The following is a 21,206-nucleotide window of genomic DNA, read 5'->3' as shown; positions in this document are numbered from 1 at the left end:
GCGCCTGCGGGCACGGAGCCTCAGATCATGTACCAGGCCGAAACCCATGGCGTGCGGGTCACCGTCTCGCCGAGATTCATGGAGGCGGAGTCGACGCCGGCGCAGGGCCGCTATTTCTGGGCCTATACGATCGAGATCGTGAACCTCTCCGACCATGCCATGCAATTGATGACGCGGCACTGGGTGATCACCGATGGCCGCGGCGAGGTCCATGAAGTCCGTGGCGAGGGCGTCGTCGGCAAGCAGCCGGTCCTGCAGCCCGGCGAGAGCTTCAGCTACACCTCCGGCTGCCCGCTGATGACGCCCGACGGCAGCATGAGCGGCTCCTATGCCATGCTCGGCGATGACGGCACGACCCTAGAGGTCGCAGTGCCGCTGTTTCCGCTCGATTCACCTTATGTGAAGAAGGTCCTGCATTGAACGCCTCCGCACGTCCGACCAGGCAGCGCTACCAGCCGCTCGACATGCTCGCCCGGCTCGTCGCCTTCGACACGGTCAGCCACAAATCCAACCTGCCGCTGATCGACTTCGTCGAGGATTATCTGTCCGGCTGGGGTGTCGCGTCGACTCGCTTCCCCAATGCCACCGGCGACAAGGCCGCGCTGTTCGCGACGATCGGCCCACAGGATCGCGGCGGCGTGCTGCTCTCGGGCCATACCGACGTGGTTCCGGTCGAGGGCCAGGCCTGGTCGCGCGATCCCTTCACCCTGCATGTCGAGAACGGCCGGGCCTATGGCCGCGGCGCTGTCGACATGAAGGGTTTTGTCGCGTTGGCGCTGGCACTGGTACCGGACTTCCTGGCGGCCGGGCTCAAGACGCCGATCCACCTGTTCTTCTCCTATGACGAGGAGGTCACCTGCCTCGGCGTCGTCGACGGCATCGCCGAGATGGGCAAGAGCCTGCCGCGGCCGCGCGCCGTCCTCGTCGGCGAGCCGACCTCGCTCGACATCGCCGATGCGCATAAGGGCATCCGCACCTTCTTCACCGGGATCACCGGCTTCGCCGCGCATTCCTCCAAGCCGCATCTCGGCGCCAGCGCGGTCCATGCCGGCACGCGGCTGGCGGCCGAACTGGTGCGCCTCGCCGATGAGCGCGAGACGCAGATCGACGAGAGCGGCCGGTTCGATCCGCCCTATGACACGATCCATGTCGGCAAGTTCCAGGGCGGCATCGCCCGCAACATCCTGGCCGATCGCTGCGATCTCTCCTGGGAGGTCCGCACCCTGCCCGGCTCCGATCCGGAGGCGGTGCCGGCGCGCTTCGCCGCCCTGTCGCAGGAGGTGCTCGCCCGGATGCGGAAGACCGCGCCGAGCGCTGCGATCGAGACGGTGATGAGCTCGGACGTCCCCGGCCTCGCGCCCGATCCCGGCTCGGAGGCCGAGACGCTGGCGATGCGGCTCGCCGGCCGCAACAGCACCATCGCCGTCGCCTATGCCACCGAGGCCGGGCATTTCCAGCGCGCCGGCCTGCCGACCGTGGTCTGCGGGCCCGGCTCGATCGACCAGGCGCATCAGCCGGACGAGTACATCACGCTGGAGCAGTTCTCGGCCGGCGAGGCCTTCATGCGGCGCCTGATGCAGCAGTGCCGGGCGTAAGCGATGCCGTCATGGTCGGGCTTGTCCCGACCATCCCCGTCTTTGCTTCACTGATCGAATATGGCGTTCAAGGCGTGGCTGCTCGCCACGAGGGCGAGCATGACGCTTTCTATTGCCCCGCCGCGATCTCCGCCTCGACCTCGACAGGGTCGAAGCCGTAGCGTCGCGAGCAGAACTCGCAGGTGACGACCAGCGAGCCGTCATCGGCGATCATTGCCTTGCGGTCCTCGAGCGGGAAGCCTCTGAGCATGCCGAGCACGCGCTCGCGCGAGCAGCGGCAGGCATCACGCACCGGAATCGGCTCGAAGACATGGGCGCCGCGCTCGTGGAACAGCCGATAGAGCAGCCGCTCGCTCTCCAGCGTCGGGTCGAGCAGCTCATGGTCCTCGATCGTGCCGACCAGCGAACGCGTCTCGGCCCAGGCATCGTCGGCGATGCCGTCATGATCGCCGCCCGCCAGGATCTCGTGCCCCTCCGGCGCATCGCCGGGCGAGAGCTCGGCGGCGCGCATCCGATCCGGCGAGTTCGGCATGAACTGCACGATCAGCCCGCCGGCACGCCAGGCGAGTCCGCCACCGGTCAGGACCGAGCCGACGCCGAGCCGGATCCGGGTCGGAATCTGCTCGGACTGGCGGAAATACTGGTGGCCCGCCTCTTCCAGGCTCTGGCCGTCGAGCGCGACGACGCCCTGATAGCGCGTCGCTTCCGAGCCCTGGTCGACGGTCATGGCGAGATGGCCGCGGCCGAGCAGTTCGCCGGTCGAAACGGCTCCGGCATCGATCGCCTGCGCCAGCCGGTCGGCATCGTAATGCGCCATGGCGCGATAGCTGTCCGGCGCGTTGAAATCGACGACCAGCATCGAGATCGGCCCGTCGCTCTTGGTCTGGAGCTGGAAACGACTCTCCGATTTCAGGGTCGTGCCGAGCATCACGGTCAGCGCCGCAGCCTCGCCGAGCACCCGCGCGACGGGCTCGGGATAGCGATGGCGGTCGAGGATCTGGTCGAGCGAGAGACCGAGCCTGACGACGCGGCCACGGATGTCGAGCGCCGGCACCGCATAAGGCAGAACCCGGTCGTCCGGCGCCGCAGCACCGACGGCAGCGTTGTCGGCCATCACGTCGCCACCGCGCCGAAGCACCAGGCCAGAATGCCCTTCTGGGCATGCAGCCGATTCTCGGCCTCGTCGAACACTGCCGATTGCGGACCGTCCATCACCGCGTCTGTGACTTCCTCGCCGCGCGATGCCGGCAGGCAATGCATGAAGATCGCATCCTTCCCGGCGCGGCCGAGCAGACGCTCGTCGACCTGATAGGGGCGCAACAGGTTGTGGCGCGTGCCTTCCTCGTCGCCCATCGAGACCCAGCAATCGGTGATGACGCAATCGGCGCCCTCGACGGCGGCCTCGGGCCGGTTGGTCAGGGAGAGCTTGGCGCCCTGCTTGCGGGCCCAGTCGATCAGCGCCGGCGGCGGCGCCAGCTCCTCGGGCGTCGCGATGGCGAGCTCGAAATCGAGCCGGCCGGCGGCGTGCACCCAGGAGGTCAGGACATTGTTGGTGTCGCCGGTCCAGGCGATGCGCTTGCCCTTGATCGACCCCTTGCGCTCCTCGAAGGTCATGACGTCGGCCATGACCTGGCAGGGATGCTGGCGCTTGGTCAGGCCGTTGATCACCGGGACGGTCGCGTATTTCGCCATCTCAACCACGGAATCATGGTCGAGCATGCGGATCATGATCGCGTCGACATAGCGCGAGAGCACCCGCGCCGTGTCGGCGATGGTCTCGCGCTCGCCGAGCTCGATCTCCTGGCCGGTCACCATCATCGGCGAGCCGCCGAGCTCGCGGATGCCGACATCGAAGGAGACGCGGGTGCGCAGCGAGGGCTGCTCGAAGATCATGGCGATGACCTTGCCCTCGAGCAGGCGATCGCCCGCAGCGGCCGGCGTGCGGCGCCGCGCCTTGATCTCGTTGCCGGCGCGCAGGATCGCCTGCAGCTGCTCGCTTGAGAAATCGGACAGGTCGAGGAAGTGACGCACTGGAGTCCCCATGCTCATTCCGCCGCCGGCCGGGCCAGCGTCGCCTCGACGGCGCCGGCGGCCTTGTCGAGCCGCGCGAGCGCCTCGCCGACCTCGGCATCGCCGATGATCAGCGGCGGCAGCAGGCGCACGACATTGTCGCCGGCAGCGACGACGAGCAGGCCGGCAGCGCGCGCCTCGGCGACGAAATCGGTGTTCGGGGTGCGCAGCTTGAGGCCGAGCATCAGGCCCTGGCCGCGGATCTCCTCGATCACGTCGGGATGCTTGTCCTTGAGTTCGGCGAGCGACTGCTTCAGCCGGAGGCTGGTCTGGGCGACGTGTTCGATGAAGCCGGGCTCGAGAATGACGTCGAGCACGGCGTTGCCGACCGCCATGGCCAGCGGATTTCCGCCGAAGGTGGTGCCATGCGTACCGAGCACCATGCCGGCCGCCGCCGCCTCGGTGGCGAGGCAGGCGCCCATCGGAAAGCCGCCACCGATGCCCTTGGCGATCGACATGATGTCGGGCGCGACGCCGTTGTGCTCATAGGCGAAGAACTTGCCGGTGCGGCCGACGCCGGTCTGGATCTCGTCGAAGATCAGGAGCAGGCCGTGCTCGTCGCAGAGCTGGCGCAGCAGCTTGAGGAAGCGCATCGGCACCGAGCGCAGGCCGCCCTCGCCCTGGATCGGCTCGATCATCAGCGCCGCGGTCTCCGGCGTGATCGCCGCGCGCAGCGCCGCCTCGTCGTCGAAGGGCACTTGGTCGAAGCCGTCGACCTTGGGGCCGAAGCCGTCGATGTATTTCTGCTGGCCGCCGGCGGCGATGGTCGCCAGCGTGCGGCCGTGGAAAGCGCCCTCGAAGGTGACGATGCGGTAGCGCTCGGGATGGCCCTGCGCCGCATGGTATTTGCGCGCCATCTTGATCGCGCATTCGTTCGCCTCGGCGCCCGAATTGGTGAAGAAGACGCGCTCGGCGAAGGTCGCCTCGCAGAGCCGGCGGGCGAGCTTCTCGCCGTCCGGCATCGCGTAGAGATTGGAGGTGTGCCAGATGCGCTGGGCCTGCTCGGTCAGCGCCTTGACCAGATGCGGATGGGCGTGGCCGAGCGCGTTGACGGCGATGCCGGCGCCGAAATCGAGATAGCGCTGGCCATCGGCGGTGATCGCCCAGGCACCTTCGCCGCGCTCGAAGGCGACGGGTGCGCGCGCATAGGTCGGCAGCAGAACGGAGGCATTGGCGGAAACGGAAGCGGAGCTCATGGAGCGAGGTCCTCGCGACGGAACGTAACGGAAAGCGCTGGGCGCCGGGGTGTGAAGCGGTGGTTCGGGGCGCGGCGGCGATCTGCCAGCACGATGCGACCCCGCGGCGACGTTATCGTCGCAGGCCTTTCCCGTTTTCTCGTCGCGCCGTCAGCCGCATCGCTCGAAAGTCCGGATCGCTCAAAACATAAGCGCCGCCCCAAGGGCGGCCGCATTGAGAAGACTATGCAAAAGCGGTCCGGCACTGTCAATTCCGGCCGGGCGCCGCAGCGTTGCCAAATAGACTCACCTGACTGCCGGATCGAAGCTTTGTCTGGGGAAAAGACGATTTCCGATTCGGCGACTCTTGTGGCCGAGTCAAGCCATCTTGTATGGTCGGCCTCGTCAGATACGACATCTCGTGCGGCGTCTCCAGTATCGTCAGTTCCGAGCGTAGCGGTTTCCGTTCTTCGACGGGCGCTGCCGATATCGGATTCCGCCATGATCTTTTCCTATGCGTCGCCGGGCTATGGCGAGGCATGACGAAGACAGGTGAAATCGATGAGCGAAGCTGGAGCCTGGACCGACGAACGCGTCGAACTGCTCAAGAAGCTCTGGAATGACGGACTGAGCGCCAGCCAGATCGCCGGCGAACTCGGCAGCGTCACCCGCAATGCTGTCATCGGCAAGGTCCACCGCCTCGGCCTTTCGGGCCGCGCCAAGAATCCCGGCTCGGCCGCGCCGCGCCCGCGCAAGCCGACGACGCGCCCGCCGGCCCATCCAATGGCGAGCCCTGCCGCCGCGAGCGGCGGCATGACCCGCGGCAACACGGCGCTCGCCCCGCAATTCGTCCCGGAGATCGAGGCGGAACCGGAAGCGGAGCACGTCCCGGCGGCCCCGGCCGAGGAGGTGGTGATCCCGTTCTCCGAGCGCGTCACCATCATGGACCTGCGCGAATATATGTGCCGCTGGCCGATGGGCGACCCGACCTCGCCGGAATTCCGCTTCTGCGGCGGCCGCTCGCTGACCGGCATGCCCTATTGCGGCTATCATGCCCGCATCGCCTACCAGCCGGCGGCCGACCGGCGCCGCGACCGCAGCAAGGTGCGCGCCTGACCCGGCACCCCTGTGTAGAAGAATTGAAGCCGGCCCTCGGGCCGGCTTTTCCATTGGTGGAGAGACGCCGATGCGCACCGCAGAACGTCCCGCGCCTGTCGAATATGCCTGCGCCCTGGCGATCCGGGGCGGAGACATCCTGCTCGGACTGAGAGCCCCGCATCGCCGCAACAGGCCGTCCTGCTGGGACACGATCGGCGGGCATGTCGAGCCCGACGAGACGATCGAGCAGGCACTGAGACGCGAATTGCAGGAGGAGATCGGTATCGAGCCGACCAGCTTCACGCGCTTGACCACCATCGAGACGACCGAGAGCGACGGCGTCATCCCGGCTCTGTGGCATCTGTTCGCGGTGACCGGCTGGGTGGGCGAAGCCCGGATCAGCAATGACGAGCACAGCGAGATCCGCTGGTTCGACCTCGCCGAGGCCCGCGAGCTGTCGCCGCTCGCCTCGGAAGCCTACCGTCCGGTCTTCGCCCGGCTCGCGGCCAGCTTCGCCGCAGCGCCATGACCAGTTTCGCGATCTATCTGGGGGCCGCGCTGGCCGAGATCGCCGGCTGCTTCTCGTTCTGGGCCTGGCTCAAGCTCGGCAAATCGGCCTGGTGGCTGCTGCCGGGGCTTCTGGCGCTGGCGCTCTTCGCTTGGCTCTTGACGCTGATCGACAGCGCCGCCGCCGGCCGGGCCTTCGCCGCCTATGGCGGGGTCTACATCGTCGCGTCGCTGGGCTGGATGTGGCTGGTCGAGAAGGTGCCGCCGGACCGTTTCGACCTCACGGGCGCAGCCCTTTGCCTCGCCGGCGCAGCGGTGATCGTCGCCGCGCCGCGCTGAGGCCTCAGCTTCGCGCGAACGTCTCGTCGAAGGCGTAGCCGGCGCCGCGCACGGTGCGCAGCGGGTCCTTGGCGTCGTCGGGGGTGATCGCCTTGCGCAGGCGCCCGACATGGACGTCGACGGTGCGCTCGTCGATATAGACGTCGCGGCCCCAGACGGCGTCGAGCAGCTGGGCCCGCGAATAGACCCGGCCCGGGGCCTGCATCAGGAATTCGAGCAGGCGGAACTCGGTCGGACCGAGATGCAATTCGGCGCCGGCCCGGCGCACTCGCCGCGTCGTCCGGTCGAGCTCGAGATCGCCGGCGGTCAGCATGCCGACGACATGGCCGGGCTTGACCCGGCGCAGCAGCGCCTGGATGCGGGCGATCAGCTCCGGCAGCGAGAACGGCTTGACGACATAATCGTCGGCGCCGGTGGCGAGGCCGCGCACCCGCTCGGTCTCCTCGCCACGCGCCGTCAGCATGATGATCGGCACCCGCTCCGTGTCGCGCCGGGCGCGCAGGCGCCGGCAGAGCTCGATGCCGGAAAGGCCGGGCAGCATCCAGTCGAGCAGGACGAGGTCGGGGGTATGGTCGCGCAAATGCAGCTCGGCATCGTCGCCGCGCGCGACGGTGTCGACCTCGAAGCCCTCGGCCTCGAGATTATAGCGGAGCAGCAGGGTCAGCGGCTCCTCATCCTCGACGATCAGGATGCGTGCAGGCATGTCGAGCCTCCGCTCAGGCGCCCATCCGCTCAGCCATTGGCCGCGGGCAGGTCAACCAGGATGTTGGTGGTGTCGAGCTTGGGCCGGCTCTCCTCCACCGACTGGCCGGTGATCAGGTAATGGATCGTCTCGGCGATGTTGGTGGTGTGGTCGCCGATGCGCTCGACGTTCTTGGCGCAGAACAGAAGATGCGTGCAGAAGGTGATGTTGCGCGGATCTTCCATCATATAGGTCAGGAGCTCGCGGAAGAGCGAGGTGTAGAGCGCGTCGATCTCGTCGTCGCGGCGCCAGACCTCCATCGCCTTCTGCTCGTTGCTGGCGGCATAGGCATCGAGCACGTCCTTGAGCTGAGCCTGCACCAGGCGGCTCATATGCTCGAGCCCGACCACGGCGCGGTGCGGCGGCGAGAACTGGCCGGAGATCGCGACCGCGCGCTTGGCGATGTTCTTGGCGAGGTCGCCGACGCGCTCGATGTCAGCGGCGATGCGGATCGCCGAGATCAGCTCGCGCAGGTCGTTGGCGAGCGGCTGGCGCCGGGCGATGGTCAGCACCGCCTTCTCCTCGACATCGCGCTGGAGATTGTCGAGCCGCTGGTCGGCGGTGATGACCTTCTGGGCCAGCGCCGTGTCGCGGCGCACCAGCGCCACGGTGGAGTCGCCGAGCATGCGCTCGGACATGCCGCCCATCTCGGCCAGGCTGCGGCGCAGCCCTTCGAGGTCGGCATCATAGGAGCGGACGATATGGTCGGACATCGGGGCGAATCCTTCGAGGGCGAGCGGAACGGCAGGGCTCAGCCGAAGCGGCCGGTGACGTAGTCCTGCGTCTGCTTCTTGTTGGGGTTCATGAAGATGGTGTTGGTCGCGTCGAACTCGACGACCTCGCCGAGATACATGAAGGCGGTGTACTGCGAGACGCGCGCCGCCTGCTGCATGTTGTGGGTGACGATGACGATGGTGAAGTCGCTCTTCAGCTGCTCCAGCAGGTCCTCGATCTTGCCGGTCGAGATCGGGTCGAGGGCCGAAGTCGGCTCGTCGAACAGGATCACTTCGGGCTTCTGGGCGATGGTGCGGGCGATGCACAGGCGCTGCTGCTGGCCGCCGGAGAGGCCCATGCCGGAGCTCTTCAGCTTGTCCTTGACCTCGTCCCAGAGAGCGGAGCGGCGCAGCGCGCCCTCGACGCGGTCGTCGAGCTCCGACTTCGGCGGCTTCTCGTAGAGGCGGATGCCGAAGGCGACATTGTCGTAGATCGACATCGGGAAGGGCGTCGGCTTCTGGAAGACCATGCCGATGCGCGAGCGCAGCTCGTTGACGTCGACATCGTTGGAGATGACGTTGCGGCCGTCGAGCAGCACCTCGCCGGTGGCGCGCTGCTCGGGATAGAGCGAGTAGATCCGGTTGAAGATGCGCAGCAGGGTCGACTTGCCGCAGCCGGAGGGGCCGATCAGCGCGGTGACGTGGCGGTCACGGAAGCTGAGATTGACGTTCTTCAGCGCCTTGTGCTCGCCATAGTAGAAATCGAGGTTCTTCACCGCGATCCGGATCGGCGCCTGGGCGTCGAGGACCTGCGGGCTGAGTTCCAGGGTCGAGAGCATCGACATGTTCCTTCCGATCGGACGTGGTGCTCACTTGCCGCCGCGCACGATGCGCCGGGCGATAAGCGAGAGCAAAAGGATCGAGACGGTGATGATCAGCGAACCGGCCCAGGCGAGCTGCTGCCAGTTCTCATAAGGGGCCGAGGCGAACTGATAGATCGTCACCGGCAGGTTGGAGACGCCGCCGACCAGGGTCGGCGAGAACCAGAAATTATTGTTCAGCGCGGTGAAGAGCAGCGGCGCCGTCTCGCCGGCGATGCGCGCTAGCGCCAGCAGGATGCCGGTGACCATGCCGGACTTCGCGGCACGCCAGGTGATCGCGGTGATGACCACCGAAGGCGGGGCGCCGAGCGCCGAGCCGGCCTCGCGCAGCGGCGCCGGCACGAGGCGCAGCATGTCCTCGGTGGTGCGCACGATCACCGGGATCGCGATGATGCCGAGCGCGACGCCGCCGGCCCAGCCGGAATAGCCGCGGAAGGGCTCGACCAGGATGACGTAGACGAACAGGCCGATCAGGATCGAGGGCGCCGAGAGCAGGATGTCGTTGATGAAGCGGATCAGGTTGGCGAGCTTCGAGCCCCGGCCGTACTCGGCGAGATAGGTCCCGGCGAGCACGCCGATCGGCGTCGCCAGCGCGATGCCGAGGAAGGTCAGCACGGCCGAGCCGACGATGGCGTTGGCTAGGCCGCCGCCCTCGGAACCGGGGCCGGGCGTCACCTGCGTGAAGGTACCGGCCGAAAGCCCGCCGATGCCCTTCACCACCAGCATGCCGAGGATCCAGAACAGCACGGTGATGGCGACGAGGGTGAACGCCGTGGCGATGATCTTCATCAGCCGGTCCGCATTGCGGCGCGCCGGGCGGACGCGGCCCCAGGGCACTTCCGGGGTCATCGCGGGGGCGGCAGGAGGCGTCTGGTTCATCGGTTGCGCTTCCCTCAGAAGGACTTGACGCGCGCGACGAGGATACGCGCGATGACCAGGACGACGAAGGTGACGAAGAACAGGATGCAGCCGAGCGCGATCAGCGCGTGGAGCTGCAGGCCGAGCGCCTCGTTGAACTCGTTGGCGATGCGCGAGGCGATGGTCGAGCCCGGATCCATCACCGAGGCCGAGAGGCGGTTGGCATTGCCGACCACGAAGGTCACCGCCATGGTCTCGCCGAGGGCGCGGCCGAGGCCGAGCATGACCGCGCCGATGATCGAGACGCCGGCCTGCGGCACGAGCACGTAGCGCACGACCTCCCAGGTCGTCGCCCCGATGCCATAGGCGCTCTCGCGCAGCACCGAGGGGATCTGCTCGAGCATGTCGCGGGTGATCGAGGCGATGAACGGGATGATCATGAACGCCAGGATGATGCCGGCGGTCAGGATGCCGAGGCCCGAGGGCGAGCGCGAGTACAGGATGGTGCCGACGATCGGCATGCCCTCGACGATGTTCGAGAGCGGGATCTGCACATAGGCCGCAAAGAGCGGCACGAAGACGAAGAGCCCCCACATGCCGTAGATGATCGAGGGCACGGCGGCGAGCAGCTCGATCGCGGTCGAGACCGGCCGCTTGAACCAGGGCGGGGCGAGCTGGGTCAGGAAGACGGCGATGCCGAGCGAGAGCGGCACGCCGACGACGAGGGCGATCAGCGCGGTCGACAAGGTGCCGACGATCGCCGGAAAGGCGCCGTATTGCTCGTTCTGGGTGTCCCAGACGCTCGAGGTCAGGAAGCCGAACCCGAATTCGCGGAAGGCCGGCCAGCCGCCGGCGACCATTGCCGCGATGATGCCGGCAAGCAGCACCAGGACGAAGAGCGCCGCCAGGAAGCTGGCATTGCGGAAGACGAGGTCGAAGGTACCTTTCGGGGTCCGGCGAACGGCGGGCATTCCCGATGCCATCTGGTCAGTCACGGCGGCCATCCGAAGAACTCCGGTCGGTTTCAGGCGGGTCGAAGGGGCCGGAGCCGGCCCCTTCCTTTAACGTGGTCGCAGGGCGATCAGAAGATCGGCTTGCCGGCCGGGTCGGTGACGCCCTTCCAGGCGTTGCGGACCTGGTCCTTGACGCCCGCCGGCAGCGGCACATAGTCGAGACCGAGCGCCAGCTGGTCGCCGTTCTTATAGGCCCAGTCGACGAATTTCAGCGCGGCCTGGGTCTCTTCCGGCTTCTCCGGCTTGGCATGGACCAGCAGGAAGGTGGCGGAGGTGATCGGCCAGGCCTGGGCGCCCTTCTGGTTGTTCAGCGAGATGCCGAAGCCGGGCGCCTCGTTCCAGTTGGCATTGGCCGCGGCGGCCTGGAAGGACTTGTCGTCCGGGGCCGGGAAGTTGCCGTCGGCGTTCTGGACGAGCGCATGGGCGAGCTTGTTCTGCTTGGCATAGGCGTATTCGACATAGCCGATCGAGTTGGCGACCTGCTTGACCGAGGCGGAGACGCCCTCATTGCCCTTGCCGCCGATGCCGACCGGCCACTGCACGGCGGTGTTGGTGCCGATCTTCGACTTCCACTCCGGCGAGACGCGCGAGAGATAATCGGTGAAGACGAAGGTCGTGCCCGAGCCGTCCGAGCGGTAGACCGGGCTGATATTGGCCTCGGGAAGGGTCAGGCCGGGGTTCAGAGCGGCGATCTTCGGATCGTTCCACTTCTTGATCGTGCCGAGATAGATCTCGGCGATCAGCGGGCCAGTCAGCTTCAGCTTGCCGGCCTCGATGCCGGGAACGTTGATCGCCGGGACGACGCCGCCCATCACGGTCGGGAACTGGACGAGACCGTCCTTGGCCAGGTCCTCGCCCTTGAGCGGGGCGTCGGTGGCGCCAAAGGCGACCGTCTTGGCCTTGATCTGGCGGATGCCGCCACCCGAGCCGATCGACTGGTAGTTGAGACCGATATTGGTCTCCTTCTTATAGGCCTCGGCCCATTTGGCGTAGATCGGGAAGGGGAAGGTCGCGCCGGCGCCGGTGATGTCGGCGGCCTGGACGGCGCCCGAGAACCCGACAGCCGCAGCCGCGAGAATGAGAAGTTTGCGCATGAGATGTCCTCTCTGGGTCGCAAGGTCTAGCGGCGCGCAAAAACACCCGCGATATGACAGCCAGATGACAGATCGTCATCAAGCCGCAGCGGCAGCCGTCACATTTCGTTAACGGCCTGCCTCGGCCAGCAGCGGCAGGATCGCCTTGAAGGTCGCGCCCTCGCCGACGACGCTCTCGATCGTCAGCCTGCCGCGATGGCGCAGCACGATGTGCTTGACGATGGCGAGGCCGAGCCCGGTGCCGCCCGCCTCGCGGCTGGCGGCGTTGTCGACGCGGTAGAAGCGCTCGGTCAGGCGCGGCAGATGCTCGGCGGCGATGCCCGGCCCGTCATCGCGCACGCTGAAGCTGGCCTCGGCACCGCCTTCGATCCTGATCACGACCTCGCCGCCGGGCTTGCCGTATTTGATCGCGTTCTCGACGAGGTTCTCCATCAGCCGCAGCAATTCGTCGCGGTCTCCTGCCACCACGACCGGCCGCGGCGGCAGATCGAGCCTCAGGGAGACGTCTCGCTCGCGCGCCATCAGGACGAGCGCATCGAGGATGGTGCGCGCGATCTCGCCGAGATCGACCGGGGTCTGCGGCGCCAGATGCGCCTTGAGCTCGATGCGCGAGAGCGAGAGCAGGTCGTCGACCAGGCGCGCCATGCGCAGGGCCTGCTGGCGCATGATCTGCAGGAAGCGCTCGCGGGCCGCCTCGTCATTGCGGGCGGGCCCCTGCAGGGTCTCGATGAAGCCGAGCACGGAGGCGAGCGGCGTGCGCAATTCATGGCTGGCATTGGCGACGAAGTCGACGCGCATGCGCTCAGTCAGGCGCTGCTCGCTCAGATCCTCGAAGGTCAGCAGCACGGCGCTTCGGGCACCAGGGCCGGCGAGCGCGACGATATGAATGCGGAAGGTGCGCTCGATCGGCACCCTTTCGATCAGCTCGATGGCCCGCCGGCCGCCCTGGCGCGAGACCTGGTCGATCGCGTCGATCAGGTCGGGGTCGCGCATCACCAGCGCGAGCTGCTTGCCCTTTTCCAGCCCGGCGATCAGCGAGCGGGCGGCCGGGCTCAGGGCCTGGATGGCGCCTTGCTCGTCGAGCAGGATCACGGCGACGCCGGTCGCCTCGATCAGCGCCGCAGTGACGGGGGCTCGGGGGTCGACCAGCTCGTGCATGACTAGCGCGCGCAGCGAGCCGGGACGACAAGGTGCCGGGCCGCGGCGCCGGCTGCGAGGGTCGCTCGCGCAAGGCGCGATCCCGTCTGATCCTGCGGCATGCTGCGCCCTTCCCTAGATTTCGTGGCGCCTGATCCGCCGTCCCATCTCGTTCAGCGCCAGCAGCACCAGCGCCAGGATGAAGGGCAGGATGTAGTAGATGATCCGGAACAGCAGCAGCGCTCCGAGCACCTGCTCGAAGGGCATGCGGCTGAGCGCGATCAGCATCGTCGCCTCGAAGACGCCGAGCCCGCCCGGCGCATGGCTGGCGATGCCGATCAGGCAGGCGAAGATATAGGCGGCGAGGAAACTCTCATAGGAGAGGTTGTAGCCGCCCGGCAGCAGCACGAAGAGCACGGCCGCGGCGGCCGAGACCTCGCAGGCGCCGAGCAGCATCTGGCCCAGCGTCACGCCGAGGCCGGGCAGCGGCAGGTTCCAGCCGCGCACCCGCAAGGTCCGTTCGTCGGTCGCGACCCAGAAGAGATAGCCGAGGATGCCGAGGCCGGTGACGGCGCCGACCGCCTGGATCACCAGGGGCGAGGTTCGCGCCAGCTGCGCGACCGATTCCGTCGCATAGAACAGGCTGACGCAGAAGATCATGCCGAGACCGAGCCAGAAGGTCAGGCCGGCGATCACCGTGAGGCTCGCGACCTCCGAGGCGCGCACGCCCTTGGCGGCATAGACCCAGTAGCGCACCGTGCCGCCGGTAACGATCGGGAAGCCGAGGGTGAAGGAAACCGAATAGCTGGTGAAGGAGCCGAGTGCCGTCGTGCGATAGGGGATCGAGAGGCCGAGCCGACGCAAGGCGAGCGCGTCATAGCCGGTGAGCAGGAGATAGCTCAGCGCGGTGAAGGCGAGCGCCAGAGAGAGCTGCCGGAGGCTGGCATTGGCGAAGGCCTTGGCCAGCTCGCCGGGCTCGATCTCGCGAGCGATGAAATAGAGCACCACCAGCGAGGCCGCGAAGATGATCGTGCTGGCGAGCGGGCCGAGCCACCACCAGCGGCTGCGCTTGCGCAGCGGCATACCTGGCTCGTGCGGGCCGAAAGACATGCAGGCTCTTGTCGTGTTGATGCCCTGGTCTCGGCGGGCGATGCGGATTGCGGGGCGGAACCGCCCGGACCCGAGAGATAGCGCCTCGGCGGCGAACCACAAGCGCGCGCCGCGCGGCGAATGCGCACCATGTGGCCGGCGCAGGGTCACCGGACCGCCCTTTGCGACGGTCCGGTGACAATGACACAGCCTGCCGGGCTAGCCCCGCCCGGCCGCTGCGCGCGCGAAGAAGGCCTCCGGCCCGTCGACCTCGTGCAGGCGCCGGTTCTCGATCTGCCAGAAACGATTGCCGACCGCCCGGACGAAGCTGCGATCATGCGAGACCAGGAGACAGCTGACGTCCTGCGCGGTGAGCTCGGCCTCGAGCGCCTCCTGGCCCTCGATGTCGAGATGATTGGTCGGCTCGTCGAGCAGGTAGAAGTTCGGCCGGGCGAGGCGCAGCGCCAGCATGGCGAGGCGCGCCTTCTGGCCGCCCGACAGCGCCCGGATCGGATTTTCCTGCAGCTCGATCGCGATGCCGGCGCCGGCGAGCAGACTGCGCGCCGGCTGGTCGCCGACATCGAAGCGGCGGCTGATCAGCCGGTGCGGCGTCTCGTCATCGGGATACTCGCTCAGTTGCTGGCTGGCGAAGCCGGGGACCAGCGAGGGCGTCGCCCTCACACCGGCAATCTCCCGCCCGGCGATCGCCGCCTGGATCAGGCCGATCAGGCAGGTTTTGCCGGCGCCGTTGCCGCCGAGCAGCACGATGCGGTCGCCCGGGTTGATCCAGCGCTTGCCGGTCCTGAACAGCATGGTTCCGTCCGGCGTCGCGACCGGAAGGTCCTCAAGCGTCAGCAGGGCGCGCGCATGCGTGCCGGCATGGGCGAGCCTGATCGCGCCGGCCGAGCGCTCGCGATGCGCCGGCCGCGCCGCCTCCTCCAGCGTCTCGGCCCGCTGCCGGAGCTGCCTCGTCTTGCTGAGCAGGAGGTCGCTGCCGGAATTGATGCCGATATTGTTGAGCTTGGCCGCCTGGCGCCGCAATTGCTGGACGGTCTTGATGTCGCGCTCGTAGCGTCGCGCATCGGCGGCGTCGATCTCGTCGAGGGCGATACGCGCCCGCGAATAGGGCAGCGGGAATATTTGCGACCGCTCATGGCGCAGGAACAGCGTCCGGTTGGTGACGGCGTCGAGGAAGGCGCGGTCATGGCTGGCGACGACCACGGCCATGTCGCGTGGCAGCGCGGCGAGCCAGTTTTCGAGCTGGCCGATGCGTCCGAGATCGAGATGGTTGGTCGGCTCGTCGAGCAGCAGGAGATCGGGCTCGGTGACGGAGACGCGGGCGAGCATGGCGAGCCGCTGCCAACCGCCGCTCAGCTCTCCGAGCCGCCGCTGGCGCAGCGCTTCGGGCACGTCGAGTGAATCGAGCACGACCTCGACGCGCCAGTGCTCGCTCTGCGCCTGCTCGGCCGGCAGCGCGCCGAGTACCAGCTCGCGGAACGCCAGATGGCCGAACTGCGGCGGGACGTTTTGCTCGACATGGCCGATACGCAGGCCGCGCGCACGGGTGATCTCGCCGCTGCCGGGCTCCGCCGTGCCGGCAAGGCAGCGCAGCAGGGTCGACTTGCCCCGGCCATTGGCGGCGACGAGGCCGAGCCGGTCGCCCTGGCCGATCGCGAGCGTGAGATCGGAGAACAGCGGCGCCCCCAGCGTGGTGCCGAGCTTCCGCAGATTGATCATGGTCATGGTTCAGGTCTCTGGACTGCCCGAGCCGTCATTCGGCGGGACGCACCCCGGCGCCCCTTGCCTCGAATGCGAAACGCCGGGTTGGCGTCGGCTCGATTGAGTGGAACAGGGCGCAGGACATCCGGCGATGAGGCCAGATGCTGCGCCACCACGAAGGGCAGACCGGAGAGAGAACCGTAAAGGAGGCTCTGAGGTCAGCCCTGCAAGCTAGCCTTGCAGGGCCTGAACGGGGCCGCGCTGACGATGGTGACGAAAGAACGTGATCACGCAGCCCTCCTGTCTCGTGTGGGTCGACGCAAGGGAATTAGCGCCGTTTCTCGGACGGCGCAATCGCCTCAGGCGGTCTTGCGGAAGATCCGAAGCGTCTTGAACTCGCCAATTTCCTCGACCGGGCGCGATTTCGCCCATTCCGCGATGATCGGCTTGGCCGTCTCATAGGCGAAGGAGCCGGTATAGAACAGGATATGGCCGCCGACATCGGTCTGGTCGGTGAAGAGCTGCATGACCTCGAGATCGGTCAGCGCGCCATAGGCGTCGTTCTTCTCGCTGCGGAACTCGCAGGAATGGAACAGGGTGACGATGTCGAAGCGCGGCAGCAGCTTGGCATTGCTGGTGTAGATGTCGCCGAAATAGGCGGAATAGCTCTTGGTGATGGTCGGATTGTCGATCGCCAGCTTGACGAAGGCGTCATATTCCTTCGGCGAGGCGGTGATCCCGAGCACGGTGCAGTCGAGCTCGGGCTCGGCGCAGCGGATGCCGATATAGTGGTGGCCGCCGGTGCCGAAATGATAGATGCGCTTGCCGGTGATGCCCGCTTCCTCGAGCCATTCGACGAAATGCACGTCGCAGGGGCATTGCTCGACCCGCAGGCCCCAATAAACGTCCCAGATGTGCATCTGCATGGCAAAACTCCGTGGAAGCGAGGGGAAAGAAGCGCCGGGCGCGGCTGAACGCCGGCTGAATGCAAGGTTGGTTGGTGATCCTCAGCCGCCGCCGGCCTCGGCCAGAACGACGGGACGCGCCGGCTCGGCGACGATGCGGGCGACACCGCCGGCGCGGCGCATGGTGAGATGGCGGCAGGCAACCTCGGCGAAGCCCGGGCTCTGGCCGATGAGCAGCATGATCGCCTGCGGACGCGTCGCCCTGATATGCGCCAGCAGCTCCAGCGCCGCCTCGGTCTCCAGCCCGCTCGTCGCCTCGTCGAGCACGAGGATGTCGGGATTGGCGAGTTCGGCCCGCGCCAGGGCCAGTCGCTGCCGGTCGCCGGTGGTCAGCGCCTTGTCCCAGTCGCGCGGCTGGTCGATCTGCGGCACGAGCCCGGCGAGCCCATAGCTGCGCAGCGCTTCCTTCGCCGCCTCGACGCTGTGGTCACCGGCCGGATCGAGCGCGGCGCGCAGGCTGCCTTCCGAGAGATGCAGTTTTTGCGGCAGCACCGCCAGCCGCGCCTCGGCCGGCAGCGCGACGCTGCCCCGGCCCCAGGGCCAGAGCCCGGCGACAGCCTGGATCAGCGCCGCCTTGCCATGGCCGAGCTCGCCCGCGACATGCAGCGTCGCGCCCGGCGGCAGTTCGACGGCGAAATCGGCCAGCAGGGTCCGCCCGTCGCGATCGGTCAGGGTGAGGTCCCCCAGCCGCAGGCAACCGTCGGCGCTGGTCTCGACCGCGATCTCGCCGCCGGAATGGCCATGATCGAGCGTACCGAGCGCGACCGCGAGCTCGTTGACCCGCCGTGCCGAGGCCAGCCATTCGGCAATGCGCATGAAATTGTCGAGCACCCAGTTGAAGGCGTTCTGCACCGCGACGAAGGCGGCGGCGACCTGGACGACATCGCCGAGCGACATCTCGCCGGAGAGATATTTTGGCGCGGCAAGCAGGAGCGGCACCACCGGGACCAGTGCACCGCTCCCATTGGTAATCCAGGTCAGCCGGCCGCGCTGACGGATCATGGCGAGCCAGCGCCCGACGAGATTGTCATAGGTCGCGGCGACGGCGCGGCGCTCGCCGGTCTCGGAGCGCGACAGCGCGATGGTCTCGCCATGGTCGCGGATGCGCATCAGCGAGAAGCGCAAGCGCGCCTCGCCCTCGTTGCGGGCGGCGATCAGGCGCGGCAGCGGCCGGCCGACCCAGGTGATCAGGCCGGAGACCAGCACGGCATAGACGATCGCCGCCAGCACCATATAGGCGGGAATCCGAAAGCTCGTGCCGCCGGCTGCGACGGTCAGCGAGCCGCCGATGCTCCAGAGGATGCCGATGAAGGTGATGGCGGTGATGACAGCCGAGAGCAGGCCGATGGCGAAATCGACCACCGGTTCGGTCGCCCAGCGGACATCGTCGGCGATGCGGTATTCGGGATTGGCCGGCTCGTAGCCGGAAAGGCCGAGCCGGTAGAAGCGGCGCTCGCCGATCCAGCCATCGGCGAGCCGCGCCGTGACCCAGGCACGCCAATGGACCTGGAATGTTTCCCGTGAAACCAGGATGACGACGCCGAGTCCGGCGGCGATCAGCACCAGCACCGGAAAGACCGCCATGGCGATCAGGGCGCTTTCGCCGTCCTTCTTTTCGAGCGCGTCGAAGAACCAGCCATTCCAGCGGTTGACGGTGACATTGGCGAAGACGGCGAGGATGATCGCGCTCGCCAGGGTGACCGACCAAAACCAGGCCTTGCCGGCACCGGCACCGCGCCAGAAGCCGCCGGTCAGCCGGGCAAAGCTCTTCGCGACCTGCCAGTCCGATGGCTGGCCGGCATCCCTGGCATGCTGGTCGAGCGCCTTCAGCACAACCCTTTGATCCCCCCGGATCGCGACATCGCGGGCGGTAGCCAGCCAGGTTTTCCCGGTTCAGACCGCGCCCATGATGCCGCTTAGTCAGCCCGGGATGAACTGCGGCTGAATGAAAGCGTCAGCGACGCCGGGCGGGAGCCCTCAGGCCGCCTTCGCCTCCTCGCCCAAAATCCGGGCCAGGCTCTCGAGCAATTCGCGCGAGCCCTCCTCGCGATGGACCGGGTCGTCCTTGCCGCCGAGATAGGCGCCCTGCTCGGTGAAGACGAGCTTCGTGCCGCTGCCCTCCGGAAGGTATTCCATGGTCAGCAACGAGCCCGAGAGCGGCACGCCGTCGATCGCCATCGCATAGGCGAGGATGATGCGCTCGTTCGGCTGAATCACCTGATAGACCGATTCATTGGTGATCGGCGGGCCGCCCTGATAGCGGAAACGGCTGCGCTCGAAGCCGCCGACGCGGAAGTCGACGTCGAACTGCTCGACCGTCCAGCCCTCGCCCTCGGCGAACCAGCGGCGCTTGATCGCGGGGTCGGCAAAGGCGGCGAAGACCTTGGCGGGCGGCGCGGCATAGCTGCGCTCGATGGTGAAGCTCGCATGGGTGACGGACGTCCGGCTCATGAGCGTTTTCCTTTCACTGGCGGTTGGTCGTCAGAGATCAGCGGCTGAGCCCGGCATCACCCTCGCGACGCGGGAAGAACTGGAAGAAGGGCTCGGCCTCGGCGAGGGCGCGGGCATAGGAGGGGCGCGTGCGCAGGCGCTCGAAATAGGCCCAGAGAAGCGGATGGCTGTCGCGGAAGGACAGAGCGCGCTCGCCATAGAACAGCGCCGGCGCGGCCGCGCAGTCGGCCATGCTGAACTCCTCGCCCATCGCCCATTGCCGTCCGCCGATCTCGGCTTCCAGCAGGTCATAGGCCGAGGCGAGCGTCGCCTTCGCCTCGGCGACGCCGAGCGCGTCGCGGCTCTCCTCCGGACGCAGCCGATCGAGCACCACCTTCTGCATGGGGATGGCGACGTAGAGATCGAAGAGCCGGTCGAGCCGCCTTACTTCCAGTGCCGCGACCGGGTCCTGCGGCAGCAACGCCAGCTTGCCGGGATAATGCAGGGCGAGATGCTCGACGATCAGGCTGGTCTCCGGCACGAGCTTGCCGAGCCGGTCATCGCGCAGCAGCGGGAATTTTCCGAGCGGCCAAAGCTTCAGGAAAGCGGCGCGCTCGTCTGGATCGCCGAGATTGACGAGATGCGGCGTGAACGGCGTCTCGTTTTCGTAGAGTGCGACCAGAACCTTCTGGCAGAAGCCGGAGAGCGGGTGGAAATAGAGCGTCAGGGACATGGCTTCGCGTTCCTGCTTCTTGGAAGGAGCGGGTTGAAGGACTTCGGTCGACAAGACGGCTGTTCAGGCGGGCGCCTGCTCCAGTGCGAGATAGTCGGCCAGCCGGTCGAAGCCGATGCGCGAGCCCTGCTCGCGCCAGTCGGGCTTGTCGTGTCCGTCGAGAAAGGCCGCCTGCTCGGTGAAGATGAGGCGGGTACCGGCCCCCTCGCGCCGGAACTCGATCGTCGCCAGCGAGACCGACAGGCGCAGATCGTCGCGCAGCAGTTCGTAGCTGTAGACGATGCGCTCGTCAGTCAGGATCTCCTGGAAGGTCGCGTTCATCGCGTAGACGCCACCCGGCCCCGGCGCGCCGCGCATGGTCTCGCTGCCGCCCTCGCGGAAATCGAGGCTGTGCTGGCCGAGGCCGCCTTCGTCATGGCAGGCCGACCAGCGCCTTTTCGCAACGGGATCGGCGAAGGCGGCGAAGACGCGGGCAGGGCTCGCATCATAGCGACGCTCGATCGCGAAGCTGGCATGGACGACCGATCGTTCCGTCATGCGCCGTTCTCCTCTTCGCTTTCCGCAGCCTGTTCGGCAAGGAAGGCGCCGAGCCGGTCGAAGCGCCGCTCCCACAAGGTCCGGCGCTCGCTGATCCAGCGCTCGGCCGCCCGCAGGGCCTGCGTCTCCAGCTGGCAGTTGCGGACACGGCCGATCTTCTGCGAGCGCACCAGCCCGGCGCCTTCGAGCACGGCGAGATGCTGGACCACGGCCGACAGTGTCATCTGCAAGGGGGCGGCGAGCTCGCTGACGCTGGCCGGGCCCTCGCTGAGCCTTTGCACCATCTGCCGGCGGTTCGGGTCCGCCAGGGCCTGGAACATCAGATCAAGCTGGTCTGGTTGGTGAAGCATGAGCTTAAGTATCGCGCCCCGAACACCCTGTCCAGAGAAACTTTAGCACTTACTAAAGTTTATGACCAAACCCCGGCGCGACATCCGGCGCATTGCCTCCGGCGGCTCCTAGCGGCTATGAATCCCGGCACGCTCCCTTATCCCGCGTGTGCCTTTCAACC

At 67.6% G+C, this 21,206-nt stretch carries 23 protein-coding genes; 5 read left to right on the top strand and 18 right to left on the bottom strand.

Features of this window, described 5'->3' with window-relative positions; translation table 11 throughout:
• Positions 1-27 precede the first annotated feature (27 nt).
• Both apaG and argE read left to right on the top strand, forming a co-directional pair.
• Positions 28-420, top strand: a complete 393-nt coding sequence (gene apaG / locus J0J10_RS18565; RefSeq protein ID WP_291639462.1) for a Co2+/Mg2+ efflux protein ApaG — start codon at positions 28-30, stop codon at positions 418-420.
• Positions 417-1,595: an acetylornithine deacetylase gene (gene argE / locus J0J10_RS18560; protein ID WP_291648112.1), complete on the top strand. Its 1,179-nt coding sequence runs from the start codon at positions 417-419 to the stop codon at positions 1,593-1,595. The genes apaG and argE overlap by 4 nt, the downstream gene beginning before the upstream one ends.
• Positions 1,596-1,704: 109 nt before the next feature.
• On the opposite strand, the gene J0J10_RS18555 is transcribed toward argE, so the two are convergent.
• From J0J10_RS18555 to J0J10_RS18545, 3 genes are read right to left on the bottom strand one after another with little or no spacing between them, the layout of a single operon-like run.
• On the bottom strand, positions 1,705-2,709 hold the full coding sequence (locus J0J10_RS18555; RefSeq protein WP_291648110.1) for an Hsp33 family molecular chaperone: 1,005 nt from the start codon (positions 2,707-2,709) through the stop codon (positions 1,705-1,707).
• Entirely contained in the window at positions 2,709-3,638 is a 930-nt protein-coding gene (gene argF, locus J0J10_RS18550) for an ornithine carbamoyltransferase (RefSeq protein WP_291648108.1), read from the bottom strand. Before argF ends, J0J10_RS18555 begins: the two co-directional genes overlap by 1 nt.
• Positions 3,639-3,640: 2 nt before the next feature.
• Positions 3,641-4,861: an aspartate aminotransferase family protein gene (locus J0J10_RS18545; protein WP_291648106.1), complete on the bottom strand. Its 1,221-nt coding sequence runs from the start codon at positions 4,859-4,861 to the stop codon at positions 3,641-3,643.
• Between the two features lie 540 nt (positions 4,862-5,401).
• Here J0J10_RS18545 and J0J10_RS18540 point away from each other — a divergent pair.
• The 3 genes from J0J10_RS18540 (at position 5,402) to J0J10_RS18530 (ending at position 6,784) form a co-directional block, all read left to right on the top strand.
• On the top strand, positions 5,402-5,956 hold the full coding sequence (locus J0J10_RS18540; protein WP_291639451.1) for a GcrA family cell cycle regulator: 555 nt from the start codon (positions 5,402-5,404) through the stop codon (positions 5,954-5,956).
• Positions 5,957-6,026: 70 nt separating this feature from the next.
• Positions 6,027-6,467 carry an NUDIX hydrolase gene (locus J0J10_RS18535; protein WP_291648104.1) on the top strand — a complete coding sequence of 147 codons (441 nt, stop codon included), beginning with the start codon at positions 6,027-6,029 and terminating at the stop codon, positions 6,465-6,467.
• On the top strand, positions 6,464-6,784 hold the full coding sequence (locus tag J0J10_RS18530; protein ID WP_291639447.1) for a YnfA family protein: 321 nt from the start codon (positions 6,464-6,466) through the stop codon (positions 6,782-6,784). Before J0J10_RS18535 ends, J0J10_RS18530 begins: the two co-directional genes overlap by 4 nt.
• A 4-nt stretch (positions 6,785-6,788) precedes the next feature.
• Here the strand turns inward: J0J10_RS18530 and phoB are convergent, their stop codons facing one another.
• The 15 genes from phoB to J0J10_RS18455 form a co-directional block, all read right to left on the bottom strand.
• Positions 6,789-7,487, bottom strand: a complete 699-nt coding sequence (gene phoB / locus J0J10_RS18525; protein WP_291639445.1) for a phosphate regulon transcriptional regulator PhoB — start codon at positions 7,485-7,487, stop codon at positions 6,789-6,791.
• 29 nt (positions 7,488-7,516) lie between these two features.
• Positions 7,517-8,239, bottom strand: coding sequence for a phosphate signaling complex protein PhoU (gene phoU / locus J0J10_RS18520; protein ID WP_066473331.1), 723 nt, complete (start codon positions 8,237-8,239; stop codon positions 7,517-7,519).
• Between the two features lie 38 nt (positions 8,240-8,277).
• Positions 8,278-9,084 carry a phosphate ABC transporter ATP-binding protein PstB gene (gene pstB / locus J0J10_RS18515; protein WP_291639442.1) on the bottom strand — a complete coding sequence of 269 codons (807 nt, stop codon included), beginning with the start codon at positions 9,082-9,084 and terminating at the stop codon, positions 8,278-8,280.
• A 24-nt stretch (positions 9,085-9,108) separates the two neighbouring features.
• Complete coding sequence (gene pstA / locus J0J10_RS18510) at positions 9,109-9,999, bottom strand: phosphate ABC transporter permease PstA (protein WP_291639440.1); 891 nt, start codon at positions 9,997-9,999, stop codon at positions 9,109-9,111.
• Positions 10,000-10,013: 14 nt separating this feature from the next.
• On the bottom strand, positions 10,014-10,982 hold the full coding sequence (pstC, locus tag J0J10_RS18505; protein ID WP_291648102.1) for a phosphate ABC transporter permease subunit PstC: 969 nt from the start codon (positions 10,980-10,982) through the stop codon (positions 10,014-10,016).
• A gap of 77 nt (positions 10,983-11,059) precedes the next feature.
• Positions 11,060-12,085: a phosphate ABC transporter substrate-binding protein PstS gene (gene pstS / locus J0J10_RS18500; protein WP_291639436.1), complete on the bottom strand. Its 1,026-nt coding sequence runs from the start codon at positions 12,083-12,085 to the stop codon at positions 11,060-11,062.
• Between the two features lie 108 nt (positions 12,086-12,193).
• Positions 12,194-13,243, bottom strand: coding sequence for an ATP-binding protein (locus tag J0J10_RS18495; protein ID WP_291648100.1), 1,050 nt, complete (start codon positions 13,241-13,243; stop codon positions 12,194-12,196).
• A gap of 114 nt (positions 13,244-13,357) precedes the next feature.
• Positions 13,358-14,305, bottom strand: a complete 948-nt coding sequence (locus tag J0J10_RS18490) for a lysylphosphatidylglycerol synthase domain-containing protein (RefSeq protein ID WP_291648098.1) — start codon at positions 14,303-14,305, stop codon at positions 13,358-13,360.
• 225 nt (positions 14,306-14,530) lie between these two features.
• Positions 14,531-16,054: an ABC-F family ATP-binding cassette domain-containing protein gene (locus J0J10_RS18485; RefSeq protein ID WP_291648095.1), complete on the bottom strand. Its 1,524-nt coding sequence runs from the start codon at positions 16,052-16,054 to the stop codon at positions 14,531-14,533.
• A 335-nt stretch (positions 16,055-16,389) separates the two neighbouring features.
• Entirely contained in the window at positions 16,390-16,956 is a 567-nt protein-coding gene (locus J0J10_RS18480; protein ID WP_291648093.1) for a hypothetical protein, read from the bottom strand.
• A gap of 81 nt (positions 16,957-17,037) precedes the next feature.
• On the bottom strand, positions 17,038-18,828 hold the full coding sequence (locus tag J0J10_RS18475) for an ABC transporter ATP-binding protein/permease (protein ID WP_291648091.1): 1,791 nt from the start codon (positions 18,826-18,828) through the stop codon (positions 17,038-17,040).
• A gap of 144 nt (positions 18,829-18,972) precedes the next feature.
• The gene (locus J0J10_RS18470; protein WP_291648089.1) at positions 18,973-19,446 is read right to left on the bottom strand and encodes an SRPBCC family protein; all 474 of its coding nucleotides are present in this window, start codon (positions 19,444-19,446) and stop codon (positions 18,973-18,975) included.
• A 37-nt stretch (positions 19,447-19,483) separates the two neighbouring features.
• Complete coding sequence (locus J0J10_RS18465; RefSeq protein WP_291648088.1) at positions 19,484-20,158, bottom strand: glutathione S-transferase family protein; 675 nt, start codon at positions 20,156-20,158, stop codon at positions 19,484-19,486.
• A 63-nt stretch (positions 20,159-20,221) separates the two neighbouring features.
• Positions 20,222-20,695 (bottom strand): SRPBCC family protein, encoded by a 474-nt coding sequence (locus J0J10_RS18460; RefSeq protein ID WP_291648086.1) that lies wholly within the window; start codon positions 20,693-20,695, stop codon positions 20,222-20,224.
• Positions 20,692-21,045, bottom strand: a complete 354-nt coding sequence (locus tag J0J10_RS18455; RefSeq protein WP_291648084.1) for an ArsR/SmtB family transcription factor — start codon at positions 21,043-21,045, stop codon at positions 20,692-20,694. Before J0J10_RS18455 ends, J0J10_RS18460 begins: the two co-directional genes overlap by 4 nt.
• Positions 21,046-21,206 lie beyond the last annotated feature (161 nt).

Source organism: Allobosea sp. (assembly GCF_017308075.1).
Classification (GTDB): domain Bacteria; phylum Pseudomonadota; class Alphaproteobacteria; order Rhizobiales; family Beijerinckiaceae; genus Allobosea.
The sequence above is the reverse complement of the archived record's forward strand: the minus strand, read 5'-3'. Positions and strand labels throughout refer to the sequence as shown.